A 14,747-nucleotide genomic window follows, 5' to 3' on the forward strand; every position below is an offset into this window, starting at 1 on the left:
CGGGCGAGATCGTATTTTTCGATCTGACGCACGCGGTTGCGTCGCCGTTTTCCGGTCAGATCCTTGCGGTTGCGCTGCTTTCCGCTCTCTGGATCGCGGCAATCGGGACGATTCTGATCAGGATGCAGCAGGCGAGGACGGAAGCCACCGCGGCAGCCGTCGTCACCACGGCCATATTCGTTGGCGTCACCGCTTACATCAACTACCAGGCCTTCGCGGGTCCCTGGTTCCCGCATCTCTACTACTTTGCTTTTGCGGCGTTCACGGTGTCCGTAGCCGCATTGATCATGGGACGCGCAGACGGACTTCTCCTGCTTGCGGTGAGCCTTGGATTTCTGCTGAACGGTCATGCATCTTTTCTGGGTATGACGGCCGTGATGCTGGCGTGCGCGCTGATAGCCAATGCCTGAATTTCCGTTCGATCGGGTTCCGGTAAAAGCTGGGTGTTGAGCCGGCATTTCCTCGCCGGCAATGTTCGAACGATTGCCGTTGCACTGGCGATCGTGGTGCTTTTCCTCATTCCTCTCGCGATCCAGACGATCCTTCACTTTCCCGGACCGCTCGCTGAATATGCCGCTTTTAGCCATGTCCACCGAGCCAATCGTTTAGTGGACGCCGCGCGCTTCGCCGGCGTTTTCTGGAGTAACGGACTCTTCGGCATTCTTCTGGGCGCGGCGGCTTGTGCTGTGCTGGTGACGAACGACCCTGCGCGCGACCATGAAAGCCGCGTTGCGCCTGAGCGTGCATTGTCGCTGGCGCTAGCGAGTGCGACAGTCGCCTTCGTCTTTTATGCCGTTTTCGGCGTCGACGATCTTTCGCTGATCTATGTTGGGATCTTCTACTACGTCGTTCCTGCTCTGGCGCTGACGTTGCTGGTCAAGCGTTTCCTCGACAATGTGACGGCGGCGACCGTGCCCGTTGCCGTGATCGTTTGTGTGATCGTCGCGGCTTTGACGGCGATCCGGATTCATCAGCCGCCTGAAAACGTTTCCCAGTACGACGATCCGCGAATTCCCGCTGCTTACTCGACTATCCGCAATCTCGATGCGGGGGGCGGCGTCGCAGTCTTCGACCTCGATGGTTCCGCGGATTGGGAACGGCTGTGGCCGATTCTCGTGGGCATCGAAGCGTATACGAAGCGTCAGGGCAGCGTACCGTTTTGCATCGCGCAAAACTGGCAGCTCGTGTTCACCCGGGCGACGCGCTGCACGCCTGTCGAAATGCGAATCGCCCACGGGCGTTTTCTGGTGTCGGCGGTGCCGAAGGAAGGAATGACCGGTGCGTTGAACTTGGCCGGTTTGTATTTTTATCCGCGCGAATCCGCGCAGTAGACGAGCAAACGGCGGCATCCGCGCGATGCGAATGCCGCCGCCGTTTTTTACCCCGACGCGATGACGCGGAAGCGCTTTACGCAAACCCCTGCGGATTCGTCGACTGCCAGCGCCAGTGGTCCGCGCACATGCGCTCGATACCGAACTGCGCGCGCCAGCCGATGATCTTCTCGGCCGCGCTCGGGTCCGCGAAACACTGCGCGACGTCGCCCGGGCGGCGCGCGACGATCTCGTACGGCACCGGCCGGCCCGACGCCTTCTCGAACGAGCGCACCACGTCGAGCACGCTATAGCCCTGGCCCGTGCCGAGATTGACGACGAAGCTCGCATCGCGCTTGACGAGCGCATCGAGCGCGGCGAGATGCCCGCGCGCGAGATCGACCACATGAATGTAATCGCGCACGCCGGTGCCGTCGGGCGTCTCGTAGTCGCCGCCGAACACGCGCAGCTTTTCGAGCTTACCGACCGCGACCTGTGCGACGTACGGCATCAGGTTGTTCGGAATGCCGGCCGGATCTTCGCCGATCAGGCCGCTCTCATGCGCGCCGACCGGATTGAAGTAGCGCAGCGTCGCAATGCGCCACGACGGGTCCGACACTTCCAGATCGCGCAGGATCTGCTCGGCGATCAGCTTCGATTGACCATACGGATTGGTCGCCGACAGCGGGAACGATTCGTCGATCGGCGAGCTTTCAGGCACGCCATACACCGTTGCAGACGAACTGAACACGAACTGCTTGACGTTGCGATCGCGCATCACGCCGAGCAGCGTCAGCAGGCTGCCCACGTTGTTCGCGTAATACTCGATCGGCTTCGCGACCGATTCGCCGACCGCTTTCAGTGCCGCGAAATGGATCGCGCCGGTGATCGGATGCGCGTCGAAAATGCGCTGCAGCGCGGCTGCGTCGCGTGCGTCGTTGTCATAGAAGCTCACCGCACGGCCGGTGATCTGCTCGACGCGCCGCAACGATTCGCGCTTGCTATTCACGAGGTTGTCGATCACCACAACGTCGTAGCCGCCGTTCAGCAGTTCGACGCAGGTGTGCGAGCCGATGAAACCCGCGCCGCCGGTTACCAGAATCGTGCCCTTCGTGGTCATGCTGTTGCTCCCATTAAAGTAAAACACCCGTGATTTTCTGCACCAGGTCTTTATACGTATCGACGACCATGCGTTCGTCGAATTCGGTCGCGACTTTCTGCCGGCCGCTTTCCGCCATCGCGCGCCGCTGCGCGCCGCTCATATCGAGCATGCGCGCGAGACTCGCGGCGAGGCTCTGCGCATTGCGCGCTTCACACAACAAACCGTTGACACCGTCGGCCACCACTTCGCGGCAGCCGGGCACGTCGGTCGCGACGATCGGCCGCCCCATCGCCGACGCCTCCATCAGCGTGCGCGGCACGCCTTCGCGATATGACGGCAGCACCACGCAATCGGCATCGGCGATGAACGGCCGCACGTCGTGCGCTTCGCCCAGATATTCGATCACGCCTTCCTGTTCCCACGCGGCGACTTCGTCGCCCGTGATCGCGCTCGGATTGTCGACGCCGACCGGCCCGAGCAACTGGAAGCGCGCATGGGGATAGCGCTCGCGCAATTGCCGCGCGGCCTCGACGTATTCGCCGACGCCTTTGTCCCACAGCAGCCGTCCGATCAGCACGAAGCGAAACTCCGCGCGAGCGCGCAGCGGCGTGAACGCGAACTGCTCGAGATCGACGCCCTCGCCGTGCAACAGCCGCGCGCGCTCCGGATGCACGAGCAGCTTGCCGTCGATGAACGCGGCCTGATCGTCGCGATTCAGGAACCATACTTCACGCGGAAAGCGGAACGCGAAACGATACAGCCTTTTGGCGATCTGCGCGGCGCGGCTATGCTGGATGAACACATAGCCGAGCCCGGTGGTGACCGCCACCGACTGCACGCCAGCCAGCTTCGCCGCGATCGAGCCGTAGATGTTCGGCTTGATCGTGTAGTGAAACACGACGTGCGGACGGATCCTCCTGTACTGCCGATAGAGCGCAAAGAGCGTGCGCAGATCTTCGCCCGGACTCGTGCCCTTCGACGCCATCGGCAACTCGATGCAACGGCAGCCCATCGCGGCGAGCAACTCGAACGTGCGGTCGCGCGGCGCAAGCACCGTCACATCGACCCCGCGCCCGATCAGTGTGCGGATCAGCCCTTGCCGATACGTATAGATTGCCCAGGCCGTGTTGCAGACGAGTGTAATGCGCAGCGCGGGCGTCGACTTGAAAGAGGGCTTCATGCGGAAAAAGGCACGGCGTTGAATGAAGTGTGGACCAGTGATACGAATACGGCGCCGCACGCAGCGGCGCGAAGTTCAGCGAACGAAGCGACAGCGACAGCGCTCACACGCGGCGCGCCTCAACGGCTCGCGCGCGGCGTGAGCAGCGCGCGCTTGACCCGCTGCAACGTGCGATAAGGCAGCAGCAAATGCGACAGGTTCTTCGCGAGGCCCAGCCAGTCATATGGATTGGCCACGTTGAAGTAGCGCAACTGCAAACGCAGCGTCGAACCGATCTGCCGGCGCCGCCTCGTCGCGCTGATGCCGCCTTCGTTCAGCTCATAGAAAAGGCCGAGTTCCGGCAGATTCGCGCAGTCGTAGCGTTCCATCAGACGTAAGAACAGATCGAGGTCCTCGGCCGAAGGATACGCGGCGCGGTAGTTGCCGACTGTGCGGACGGCATCGATACGCAGCATCATCGACGGATGCGCGAGGCACGAACGGAAAAAGCGCTGGCGCCGGATCACGTTCGGCTCGGCCGGCGGCGTCAGCATGAAAAGCGGCTTGCCCGCGCGCGTGACGACCTGGGTCCACATGCCGAGACCCGCCACGTTCGGATGCGCTCCCATGAACGCGCGCTGCTTCGCGAGCCGCTGCGGCACCGCGCGATCCCCCGCGTCGATGCGCGCGGCAAAGCGAAAGCCGCGCTGCGCGAGCGCATCGATCCCGGTTTGCAGCGCGCGCTCGATGCCGCTGTTGCGCGCCATGCGCAGCACTTCGACCTTCAGGTTCGGCAGCGCGGGCGCGACGATCGGCGGCGTGCTGCCGTCATCGACGATCAAAACGTGCACCAGCGCACTTTCTTCAAACGACGCGAGCGTAGAATCGACGTCCGCCTGGCCGTTGTAGGCGGGCATCAGCACCGCGACGTCGTCGAGCGTGGTTTGCGCGGTGGCGGATGAATTCGTCATGGGCGCAATTTGAAACGGATGTAATAAAGATTAACCGAGGCGGCCGCCAGATAGCCGGCCGCGAGGCCGACCAGCGCGCCATACGCACCGAGTCGCGGGATCGCCAACAGATTGACGGCGAACGCGACGGCGAGCGCGAGCAGCCACTTCGCCAGCAACACGAACTTGGCCTGATACTTGAGCACGACCAGATTCCCGATCGCCTCGATACCGGCGGGCACAGACAGCCACACGGCCCAGCGGAAGATCTCGATCGCGCCTTCGAAGTCCGGCCCGAACACACGGCGGATGATGAAGCCCGCGAGCAGATCGAGCACGAATGCGCCGCCCACCATCAGCACGGCGGTCAGTGCGGTGAGCCGCCACATGTTGCGGCGCAGTTGCGCGATGGCTTGGACTCGATAGACGAATGCGGGCGCAATGGTTTGCGCGAGCATCAGTGCGAGCGTGATCCAGTTTTCATTCAACTGCTGGGCGGCCGAGTAGCGCCCGAGGTCGGCGAAAGTAATCGCGCGCTCCAGCATCAGCCGGTCCAGTTTCAGGAACAGATACATACAGATGAGCCCGAGCCAGAATACCGTGCCCGCGCTCGCGAAGTGCTTGAAGAGCGAACGTTCGACATGCCAGCCCAGCTTGCCGCCATGCCGGCGCATGAAATAGAGCAACAGCACCGCGCCGATCGCCGCCGATTCGAGCGCCCACAGCCAGCCGAAACGCGCGGGCGCGGCCGTCGCGCGCACCAGCAGATAGACGAGACCGGCCTTGATCACAGCGGTGCTCATGCTGGTCAGCAACTGCGGCTTGCTGTAGGTCATGCTTTGCAGCCACGCGTTGATCACGCCGACGAACGGCTCGCGAAACAGCATCGTGAGCGCGAGGCCGGCGAGCATCGCACCGACGAGCGGTTCGAAGAAATGCAGCGCAATGCCGAGCCACGTGAGCAGCAGCGCAACGGTCGAGACGGAGAAACGCAACGCGAACGCGCTGCCGAGTACGGTGCCGAGTTGTGCGGGCGGCCGGTTGACGATGGTCGGCACGAGGATTTCCGCGCCGCACACCCATGTGATCGGCGACAGCACCAGCAGCAGCGTGTTCGCGTACTGCCATTTGCCGAAGGTATCGGGCCCGAAGTAACGCGCGAGCATGCCGCTGATCACGATCGCCACGCCGATCTGCGTGAGCCGCTCGAGACCCAGCCAGACGATGTTTGTAAACGCGCGCGTGACGTCGGGATTGGCGAAGCGTTTGAGCATCAGCATCCGTTGGCCGCTCGCCGCCGCGCGCCGCTCAAGCCACCTCTTGCGGCCATGCATGCGGCGCTGTGCGCGTTCGCCCGCCCGGCCGGCAGCCGCGGCAACTTTACAAAAGGAGGGCGTCTAAGCATTAGAATGGCGTTATTCAGGCTGGTCAGAAGAACGCAATTATAAGTTGGAACCGGACCGCTTCCGGCAAGGGCGCAACGAGGCGTGATAACGCGGTTTTTTAACGCGCGTATTACGGTGGTTTTTAATGCGATTTTTTCCGCGTTTTTACCGGTTATCGTCTGTGCGCAGGTCAAAATTTTCCATTGCACGCAAGTGAGCCAACATGATCTCCAAATCGATTTTCAAGGCGTATGACATTCGTGGCGTCATTGGCAAGACGCTCGACGCCGACGCCGCGCGTTCAATCGGCCGCGCCTTCGGCAGCGAAGTGCGCGCGCAGGGCGGCGACGCGGTCGTGGTCGCGCGCGACGGGCGCCTGTCGGGCCCCGAACTGATCGGCGCGCTGTCCGACGGCCTGCGTGCGGCCGGCGTCGACGTCGTGAACGTGGGTATGGTGCCCACGCCGGTCGGCTACTTCGCGGCGAGCGTACCGTTGAAGCTCGCGGGCGGCGAGCGCCGCGTCGACTCGTGCATCGTCGTGACGGGTAGCCATAATCCGCCGGACTACAACGGCTTCAAGATGGTCCTGCGCGGCGCCGCCATTTACGGCGAGCAGATTCTCGCGCTGCATCAGCGCATCGTCGACGAGAACTTCGCCGACGGTAACGGCAGCTACACCGAATACGACATCGCCGACGCGTATCTCGAACGCATTGCGAGCGACGTGAAGCTCGCGCGTCCGATCAAGATCGTCGTCGATACCGGCAACGGCGTGGCCGGCGGGCTCGCGCCGAAGCTGTTCAAAAAGCTCGGCTGCGAACTGGTCGAACTGTTCACCGAAGTCGACGGCAACTTCCCGAATCACCACCCGGACCCGGCGCACCCGGAGAACCTCGAAGACGTGATTCGCGCGCTGAAGGAAACGGATGCGGAAATCGGCTTCGCGTTCGACGGCGACGGCGACCGCCTCGGCGTCGTCACCAAAGATGGCCAGATCATCTACCCGGACCGTCAGCTGATGCTGTTCGCCGAAGAAGTGCTGTCGCGCAACAAGGGCGCGCAGATCATCTACGACGTGAAGTGCACGCGCAATCTCGCGAAGTGGGTCAAGGACAAGGGCGGCGAGCCGCTGATGTGGAAGACCGGCCACTCGCTCGTGAAGGCGAAGCTGCGGGAAACCGGCGCGCCGCTGGCGGGTGAAATGAGCGGCCACGTGTTCTTCAAGGACCGCTGGTACGGTTTCGACGACGGCCTGTACACCGGCGCGCGTCTGCTCGAGATCCTCACGCGCGTCGCCGACCCGAGCAAGCTGCTGAACTCGCTGCCGAACTCGCACTCCACGCCCGAGCTGCAACTGAAGCTCGAGGAAGGCGAGAACTTCGAGCTGATCGCGCGCTTGCAGCAGAACGCGAAGTTCACCGGCGCGGACAACGTCGTGAAGATCGACGGTCTGCGCGTCGAGTATCCGGACGGCTTCGGCCTCGCGCGTTCGTCGAACACGACGCCGGTCGTCGTGATGCGTTTCGAAGCCGACAACGACACGGCGCTCAAGCGCATCCAGGACGACTTCCGCCGCGTGATTCTCGCGGAGAAGGCCGATGCGAAACTGCCGTTCTGACGGCTGATGCGGCGGCGCGCTTCGAACTTCGTCAACATGGGTCGAAGCGTCGCCGCTACCCAACGCGGCGCGGGTTGCCTTACCGCGCCGCGTTTTTCATGTCTTTGATATCCGACGCGCTAGAATTGCGGTCCTTTCAACGCATCTTCGAGCCGGATAGCCGGTTTTCCCACTCTTGAGCGCGCAAAAGATTCTGATCGTGAGGGTGTCGTCGCTGGGCGACGTCGTTCACAACATGCCCGTGATCGCCGATATCCGGCGCCGCCATCCCGACGCGCAGATCGACTGGCTCGTCGAGGAAAGCTTCCTCGGGCTCGTGGAGCTCGTGAGCGGCGTGCGGCGCGCGATTCCGGTGTCGCTGCGGCGCTGGCGCAAGCGCATCCTGTCCGTCGACAATTGGCGCGAGATCGGTGCGTTTCGGCGCGCGCTCGCCGCCGAGCACTACGATCTGGTGATCGACTGTCAGGGGCTGATCAAGACCGCGTGGGTCGCGAGCATGGCGCGCGGACCGCTCGTCGGGCTCGGCAACCGCACCGACGGCGCCGGCTACGAATGGCCGGTGCGCTTCTTCTACGGACGGCGCGTGCCGATCGCGCCACGCACGCACGTGGTCGAACGCACGCGGCAACTGGTGGCCGCGGCGCTGAACGATCCGCCGCCGCAACCCACCGACGACATCGACTTCGGTCTCGATACGGGCCGCGCCGCGCTCGCGCTGTCGCAAGCCAATCTGAATCTGCCGGTGCCGTACGTGGTGTTCGTGCACGCGACTTCGCGCGCCGACAAGCAGTGGCCCGACGCCGCGTGGATCGAACTCGGGCAAACGCTGGTGCGGCGCGGCGCGTCGATCGTGCTGCCGTGGGGCAGCGACGCCGAGCGCGCGACCAGCGAGCGGCTCGCGAAGGAGTTCGGCGCGGCCGCGATCGTGCCGCCGAAGCTGTCGCTGCCGGCGGTGGTGGGGCTGATCGATGGCGCGGCCGCGACGGTCGGGGTCGACACAGGTCTGGTCCACATCGCGGCGGCGCTGAAGCGGCCTACGGTCGAGTTGTACAATTTCTCGACCGCGTGGCGCACCGGCGGCTACTGGTCGCCGAACGTCGTCAATCTCGGCGCGGCCGGGCAGCCGCCCACGCTGCAGCAGGTCAAGTCGGCGCTGGCCGCATTTGGTTTGCTGTAACCCGCGCCGGCAGTCATCAGCACCTGCTGCAACCTGTCGGTGCGCTTCGCCTTGCGCACCCTCCGTTCCAAAGGGCGACCATGAACGAAACCCAGATCATCGAAGTAGCGAACGCCGACTGGCACGGCTGCAACCTGTCCGTGCCGCGCGAAACGCTGCTCGCCGGCGTCGAGCGCGGCAAGGTGCTGTACTTCCCGAACCTGCGCTTCGCGATCGACGGCGGCGAGCAGGCGTTGCTCGATCCCGCGATCGCCGATCCGAGCCGCAAGAACATCAGCCTCGAACCGAACGGCGGCGCGTTGCATGGCGTGGCCGGCGATGCGGTCACGCAATCGGCGGTGCGCGCGTTGATCGCGCGTTATCAGGCGAATGCGCGCACGCTCGTCGACGGGCTCTTTCCCGAGTACAACGGCAAGCTGCGCGTCGCGCCGACGAGCCTGCGGCTGCATCAGGTCGAGACACGCGAAACCTCGTGGCGCAAAGACGATAGCCGTCTGCACGTCGACGCGTTTCCGTCGCGGCCGAATTACGGCGAGCGCATCCTGCGCGTGTTCACCAATGTGAATCCGCACGGCGTGCCGCGGGTGTGGCGCGTCGGCGAGCCGTTCGAGGACATGGCGCAGCGCTTCCTGCCGCGCATCAAGCCGCAGATGCCTGGCTCCGCGTGGCTGCTGAACCTGCTGCACGTGACGAAGTCACCGCGCAGCGAGTACGACCACCTGATGCTCAATCTGCACGACGGCATGAAGGCCGACCTCGACTATCAGAAGACGAGCCCGCAGCAGACCATGCCGTTTCCGCCGGGCAGCGTGTGGGTGTGCTTCTCCGACCAGACCTCGCACGCGGTGATGTCCGGCCAGTTCATGCTGGAGCAGACTTTCTTCCTGCCGGTGAAGGCGATGGCGCAGCCGGAATGCGCGCCGCTCGGCATTCTCGAGCGCCTGAAGGGCAGGGCGCTGGTTTGAGCGCGGCGGTCGCTTCGAGGGCCGGGCAGGTGCCGGTCCGCATCGCGCGTATCAGCGTCGTGGACTTTGCGACGAAGACGAACCACGCGGAGCGCCGATGCTAAGAGCGATCTATCGCGCGCTCTGGTGGCTGATCGCGCCGCTTGCCGTGCTGCGTCTGTTGATCCGTTCGCGCAAGGAGCGCGGATATCGCGAGCATATCGGCGAGCGCTTCGGTTATTCGCGTGGACGCTTGCCTGAAGACAACGCGCCGTTGATCTGGGTGCATGCGGTGTCGGTCGGCGAGACGCGCGCCGCGCAGCCGCTGATCGATGCGCTGATGAAGGCGCGCCCCGACGCTCGGATTCTGCTCACGCACATGACGCCGAGCGGCCGCGCGACCGGCACCGAGATTTTCGGCGACCGCGTGTTGCGCAGTTATCTACCTTATGACATGCCGCATGCGGTACGGCGCTTTTTGCGCGCGTGGCGGCCGTCGCTCGGTCTCGTGATGGAAACCGAGGTATGGCCGACCTTGATCGACGAATGCCGGCGCGCCGACGTGCCGCTCGTGCTGACCAATGCGCGGATGTCGGCGCGTTCGTTCAAGCGCGCGGCAAAGTTCGGCGGCGCGACCAAGGACGTGTTCGGCGGCTTCGCGCGCGTGCTCGCGCAGAGCCCGTCCGATGCCGAGCGGCTGACCTCGCTCGGCGCGCGCAACGTCGCGGTGCTCGGCAATCTGAAGTTCGACATGAACACGCCGCCCGAACTCGCGGCGCGCGGCCACGCGTGGCGCGCGGCGATCGGCACGCGGCCCGTGTGGGTCGCGGCGAGCACGCGCGAGGGCGAAGAAGCGATGGTGCTCGAGGCGCTCGCCGCGCTCGGCGTCGACGATGCGCTGCTGATTCTGGTGCCGCGTCACCCGCAACGCTTCAATGAAGTCGCGGCGCTCGTCGAGAAAGCGGGGTTGCGGCTCGAACGCCGATCGAACTGGGCACCCGATGCGAAGGTCGCGTCGGCGGCGCGTACTGTCGACGATGGCGTGCCGCCGCTGCCTCGCGACGTGAACGTGCTGCTCGGCGATTCGATGGGCGAGTTGGGCGCTTACTACGCAGCGTCGGATCTTGCGTTTATCGGCGGCAGTCTATTGCCGCTCGGCGGACAGAACCTGATCGAAGCGTGCGCGGTCGGCGTACCGGTGCTGATCGGACCGCACGTTTTCAACTTCACGCAGGCCACCGCCGATGCGGTCGCGGCCGGTGCCGCCGTGCAGGTGCAGGATCCCGCCGATCTGGCGCGCGCGCTGCGTGAGCTATTCGGCGACAAGTCGCGGCGGCTCGCAATGGGCGGTGCGGCTGCCGCGTTCGCGGCGAGGCATCGCGGGGCGACGGCGAGGACGGTGGATGTGTTGGCGGCGTTGTTGCCGGAGTAGGGATTAGCAGCGTGGCGTGTAAAGACGACACCACGCGCATTCCCAATTCCTCCCCTGACACCTTCAACAACCCCTTCTTTTCAATAAACTTCACCACTTCGTCGAGCCCCTCGAGCGCCTTCAGATTGCACATCACGAAGGGCCGCTCGCCGCGCATCTTCTTCGCGTCCGACGCCATCACGTCGAGGTTCGCGCCCACCAGCGGCGCGAGATCCGTTTTGTTGATCACGAGCAGATCCGACTTCGTGATGCCGGGTCCGCCCTTGCGCGGGATCTTCTCGCCACCCGCCACGTCGATCACGTAGATCGTCAGGTCCGACAACTCCGGGCTGAAGGTTGCCGCGAGATTGTCGCCACCCGATTCGATGAACACGATGTCCGCGTCCGGAAAACGCGTGAGCATGCGGTCGACGGCTTCGAGGTTGATCGACGCATCCTCGCGGATCGCCGTGTGCGGGCAGCCGCCCGTCTCGACGCCCATGATGCGTTCGGCCGGCAGCGCGCCCGCGACCGTCAGCAGACGCTGATCGTCTTTCATATTAGTGTTTGTATGAAATCAGAACTTGGCTAATTGACGATGCTTGTTTGTCCGTCATATTCGTGCGGTCCTTCTCATCCAGGAGAGCACCGAATCCATGACGAGCAAACCGGCACCTCACCGCCCGCAGACGCCGCAACCTCCCGTCCTCAAACAACTGGCCTTTGCCTTTCCCTTTCTGCGCAAGGCGCAAGGCAATGCCAGTGCATCCACCCGTTTCACCGACGAGCACGACATTTATCGCCTTCTTGCCACGAACGAGCCGTCCGGCGCGTATCTCGTCAGCCGCAAGGGCATGTGGCACGGTGGCATCCACATCACGGAGGCGGGCGCGGGGCAGGCGCTCGACCTCGACGCGGGACTACGCTGCATCGCGGATGGTGTGCTGATCGCGTATCGCGCCAACCAGGACTATCCGGTCAGCGAGGCAAGCGTGGACGGCAGTAACGTGCCGCTTCTGGCTCCGTACAGCACGGGCTTTGCCCTGGTGCGGCACGAGATGGAGTTTCCGCGCGGCACGCAGCTGACGTTCTACAGCCTGTACATGCACCTGATGTCCAACGCTGACTATGACAACTTCCCGAAGCGGCAGAAACCGGCGTACTGGTCGCGGCAGTGGCAGGTGACGCAGTTTGCGCAGGACAGGCCACGGCCGGGTCGCAGTGGGCAGGTTGCGGATCCGTCGCAGGTGGGTCTGCCTGTGCGCAGGACGCCGAATGGCCCCATCGTTGGCATCGTGCCGCAGGGGGCAAGTGTCAGCATCGGCAAGACTGACACGGTGCATGGTGCAACGTGGGGCCAGCTAACGGACCTGAACGGAGCAACGCTGTATGCGCCCGAGGCGGGCGGCTACGTCGCAGCTTCCGCGGCGGTGGGCGGATGGATTTGCCTGGGCGCGCAGAATGGCGGGCCGGTCGCGAAAGAGCGCATGCCGGATTCGATGTTCGACCGGGTGATTGTCACGACCAACCGGACGTGCAGCGCGGGCGATCCGCAGGGGACAGCCGGTGGATTTCCCGTCAAGGCCGGTGACCTGATCGGCCACCCTGGCCGCTATGACTCGCTGAACGCATGTACGAGCGGAACGCGGCTGGCGCACATCGAGGTGTTCTGCGGCGAGGGCATCAGGCAGTTCATCAAGTCCGGACGCGACTGGGTTCGGGCCAACTGTGCGCACGAGGACCGGTGGAGCGAGCTGGGCCTGTCACCGGAGCCCACCATTGTGCGCGTGGCGCGTGGAACGACCCTCTACCATGACCATGCCAATGGGCAATCCGGCAAGGACCCGAAACAGACCGATGTGGTCCAGGCTTATCGCTTTGCCGCGTTGCCGCAGGATGACGGTCACGTGTTCATGGAACAAGACCCAGGCAGCGACGGGACGAAACGGCGCTGGTGGAAGGTGGACAGCGCGGATGTGCGAGGCAACATCATTCGCGGATGGGTACGTGAGCAGAGCTTCGAGGGCGGTCGCGTGACGCGGGAGTTTTCGCAAAGCTGGATCGACTTCGAGTGTTACGACGAGGACCACGATCCGACGCATACCATTTTTGCAACCACGGGCGACTATGTGGACTATGCGCTTCGCACTGAGGCATCCGGTGCGGGTTCACTTGGCAAGCTGAGCCCACTGATGGCCGCAATCTATCGCGTCCTGTATCCGGGCGGTGACGGTCTTTACGCGGCGGACGAGCTGTGCAGCGGGGGACAAAGCCCTCAGCGTTCCGGATTTCCGTGGGCCGCGTTTCGCGCATCGCGCCTCATCGCGAAACACGAAAGTGAATGGGCCAATCCGGCGAAGTGGCAGGCGCTGGTCAGTGCCATCGAAGAGCGCACCGGACACAGGCCTGAGCATGAAGAGGAGAAGAAGCGCATCGCGAAGCTGGTGTGGTGGGACGAGGTGGCGGCGGGCGTCCCTGGCTTCCCCGGATCGGATGTGTATCACATCAATCCGATCGGGCTGGTGGGGAATTTTGCGCGGAGAGAGGCGCATCCATTCATTACCATTCAGGGTCAACGAATCGAACTGCAGTTTTTGTGGAAATACAGTGGTCAGTCGCTTAATGAAAGAGACTACGCAGAGGCGGCTACAGAACTGGGCTGTCACTCGCACGCAATAAAGGCTGTTGCAAAAACGGAATCCGGTTCGTCAGGCGCCTACTTCAAGCCAGGCCAAGATTTGGCTTCAGGGGATGATCTGGTGCCAGCCATTCTCTTTGAGCGACATCTATTTCATCGTGCTACCCATGGCAAATTCGATCAAAGCCATCCTCACATTTCCAATCCCACACAAGGGGGCTACGGAATCAAGGCAATTCAATATGAGAAATTGATGGAAGCTTACGCACTTGACCAAACCGCGGCATTGCTCTCCGCATCCTGGGGACGATTTCAGATATTGGGGAGCAACTTCAAGGCCGCGGGCTTTCAAAGAGTGCAAGACTATGTTGCATCGGTAAGTCAGTCGGAATCTAATCAACTTAGGGCGTTTGTCTCATTTATAAAGGCGGATCCGATTTTAACGAAGGCCATTTGCAATGAGGATTGGCACGCGTTTGCAGTTCGATATAACGGGCCCGCCCAGCAGGGCTATGATGCGACGATCACGAGAAATTATCGGGAGTTAGGTGGAAAATGAGATTGATAAGATACTGGATTTGTATTGGGATTTTTTTTGCAAATGCAACTTGCGGGGATGCTTTTGCTGCCCGTTCGCTATGCGCTCCGGAAGAATCAGTGATTTTCTCCTGTGCAACTAGAGAATCAAAGAAGATCGCTTTGTGTGTGGATAATCGAACAAAGATAATGACATATCTGTTTGGAGGGGTTGGAAATATAGAGATGGCGTACTCCGCAAACGAGGCGAGCGAGAATGGCTTTACTTATAATCATTATTTTCGGGCGGATGTTGATTATGCGCGAATTTCTTTCGTGAAGGGGGGTACGAGTATTCGGTGTTTAGGAGCTATGATGCAACTGAATCTCGGGTTCCACGTTATGGAGTTGCCGTTGCTCGTCGTGGAGGCGATGAAGTGCAGATTAAATGCCAATCTAAAGTGGTAGATCATCTCTCAAAGGTTATTGATCATTTGAAGTGCGATGCGAGTAGCGCACTAGGGTGCTCTTGATTTT

At 62.8% G+C, this 14,747-nt stretch carries 11 protein-coding genes and 1 pseudogene; 7 read left to right on the plus strand and 5 right to left on the minus strand.

Going from position 1 to position 14,747, the window contains the following annotated elements:
• Positions 1-122 precede the first annotated feature (122 nt).
• Both ACLFKU_RS15335 and ACLFKU_RS15340 read left to right on the plus strand, forming a co-directional pair.
• The gene (locus ACLFKU_RS15335) at positions 123-410 is read left to right on the plus strand and encodes a hypothetical protein (RefSeq protein ID WP_410849641.1); all 288 of its coding nucleotides are present in this window, start codon (positions 123-125) and stop codon (positions 408-410) included.
• A 36-nt stretch (positions 411-446) separates the two neighbouring features.
• Positions 447-1,331, plus strand: a complete 885-nt coding sequence (locus tag ACLFKU_RS15340; protein ID WP_410849642.1) for a hypothetical protein — start codon at positions 447-449, stop codon at positions 1,329-1,331.
• A 76-nt stretch (positions 1,332-1,407) separates the two neighbouring features.
• Here the strand turns inward: ACLFKU_RS15340 and galE are convergent, their stop codons facing one another.
• The 4 genes from galE to ACLFKU_RS15360 form a co-directional block, all read right to left on the minus strand.
• Positions 1,408-2,430 (minus strand): UDP-glucose 4-epimerase GalE, encoded by a 1,023-nt coding sequence (galE, locus tag ACLFKU_RS15345; protein ID WP_368585897.1) that lies wholly within the window; start codon positions 2,428-2,430, stop codon positions 1,408-1,410.
• A 13-nt stretch (positions 2,431-2,443) separates the two neighbouring features.
• On the minus strand, positions 2,444-3,592 hold the full coding sequence (locus tag ACLFKU_RS15350) for a glycosyltransferase family 4 protein (RefSeq protein ID WP_410849643.1): 1,149 nt from the start codon (positions 3,590-3,592) through the stop codon (positions 2,444-2,446).
• 119 nt (positions 3,593-3,711) lie between these two features.
• Positions 3,712-4,542 (minus strand): glycosyltransferase, encoded by an 831-nt coding sequence (locus ACLFKU_RS15355; RefSeq protein ID WP_410849644.1) that lies wholly within the window; start codon positions 4,540-4,542, stop codon positions 3,712-3,714.
• Positions 4,539-5,801, minus strand: coding sequence for an oligosaccharide flippase family protein (locus ACLFKU_RS15360; protein WP_410849645.1), 1,263 nt, complete (start codon positions 5,799-5,801; stop codon positions 4,539-4,541). The genes ACLFKU_RS15355 and ACLFKU_RS15360 overlap by 4 nt, the downstream gene beginning before the upstream one ends.
• A 328-nt stretch (positions 5,802-6,129) precedes the next feature.
• Here ACLFKU_RS15360 and ACLFKU_RS15365 point away from each other — a divergent pair, with 328 nt between their 5' ends.
• From ACLFKU_RS15365 to waaA, 4 genes are all read left to right on the plus strand, one after another.
• The gene (locus ACLFKU_RS15365) at positions 6,130-7,524 is read left to right on the plus strand and encodes a phosphomannomutase/phosphoglucomutase (RefSeq protein WP_410849646.1); all 1,395 of its coding nucleotides are present in this window, start codon (positions 6,130-6,132) and stop codon (positions 7,522-7,524) included.
• A 235-nt stretch (positions 7,525-7,759) separates the two neighbouring features.
• Positions 7,760-8,701 (plus strand): lipopolysaccharide heptosyltransferase I, encoded by a 942-nt coding sequence (waaC, locus tag ACLFKU_RS15370; RefSeq protein WP_410849741.1) that lies wholly within the window; start codon positions 7,760-7,762, stop codon positions 8,699-8,701.
• Between the two features lie 80 nt (positions 8,702-8,781).
• Positions 8,782-9,666, plus strand: a complete 885-nt coding sequence (locus ACLFKU_RS15375) for a Kdo hydroxylase family protein (protein WP_410849647.1) — start codon at positions 8,782-8,784, stop codon at positions 9,664-9,666.
• A gap of 97 nt (positions 9,667-9,763) precedes the next feature.
• Positions 9,764-11,077: a lipid IV(A) 3-deoxy-D-manno-octulosonic acid transferase gene (waaA, locus tag ACLFKU_RS15380; protein WP_410849648.1), complete on the plus strand. Its 1,314-nt coding sequence runs from the start codon at positions 9,764-9,766 to the stop codon at positions 11,075-11,077.
• Positions 11,078-11,135: 58 nt separating this feature from the next.
• On the opposite strand, the pseudogene ureG reads toward waaA, so the two are convergent.
• A pseudogene (gene ureG, locus ACLFKU_RS15385) lies at positions 11,136-11,612 on the minus strand (urease accessory protein UreG); the annotation flags it as partial.
• Positions 11,613-11,712: 100 nt separating this feature from the next.
• Here ureG and ACLFKU_RS15390 point away from each other — a divergent pair.
• A complete protein-coding gene (locus ACLFKU_RS15390; protein ID WP_410849649.1) occupies positions 11,713-14,253 on the plus strand; it encodes an N-acetylmuramidase family protein in 2,541 nt (846 codons plus the stop codon).
• The last annotated feature ends 494 nt before the right edge of the window (positions 14,254-14,747 follow it).

Origin of the sequence: Paraburkholderia sp. EG304 (genome assembly GCF_046543485.1) — a bacterium.
Classification (GTDB): Bacteria; Pseudomonadota; Gammaproteobacteria; order Burkholderiales; family Burkholderiaceae; genus Paraburkholderia; species Paraburkholderia youngii.

Excerpts from the sequence above, each read along its gene's own strand:
- ACLFKU_RS15365 (WP_410849646.1), top strand. The coding sequence starts at position 6,130 with ATGATCTCCAAATCGATTTTCAAGGCGTATGACATTCGTGGCGTCATT.
- ACLFKU_RS15360 (WP_410849645.1), bottom strand. The coding sequence starts at position 5,801 with ATGCTGATGCTCAAACGCTTCGCCAATCCCGACGTCACGCGCGCGTTT.
- ACLFKU_RS15355 (WP_410849644.1), bottom strand. The coding sequence starts at position 4,542 with ATGACGAATTCATCCGCCACCGCGCAAACCACGCTCGACGACGTCGCG.
- ACLFKU_RS15335 (WP_410849641.1), top strand. The coding sequence starts at position 123 with ATGCAGCAGGCGAGGACGGAAGCCACCGCGGCAGCCGTCGTCACCACG.
- galE (WP_368585897.1), bottom strand. The coding sequence starts at position 2,430 with ATGACCACGAAGGGCACGATTCTGGTAACCGGCGGCGCGGGTTTCATC.
- ACLFKU_RS15350 (WP_410849643.1), bottom strand. The coding sequence starts at position 3,592 with ATGAAGCCCTCTTTCAAGTCGACGCCCGCGCTGCGCATTACACTCGTC.
- ACLFKU_RS15375 (WP_410849647.1), top strand. The coding sequence starts at position 8,782 with ATGAACGAAACCCAGATCATCGAAGTAGCGAACGCCGACTGGCACGGC.
- waaC (WP_410849741.1), top strand. The coding sequence starts at position 7,760 with ATGCCCGTGATCGCCGATATCCGGCGCCGCCATCCCGACGCGCAGATC.
- ACLFKU_RS15390 (WP_410849649.1), top strand. The coding sequence starts at position 11,713 with ATGACGAGCAAACCGGCACCTCACCGCCCGCAGACGCCGCAACCTCCC.
- waaA (WP_410849648.1), top strand. The coding sequence starts at position 9,764 with ATGCTAAGAGCGATCTATCGCGCGCTCTGGTGGCTGATCGCGCCGCTT.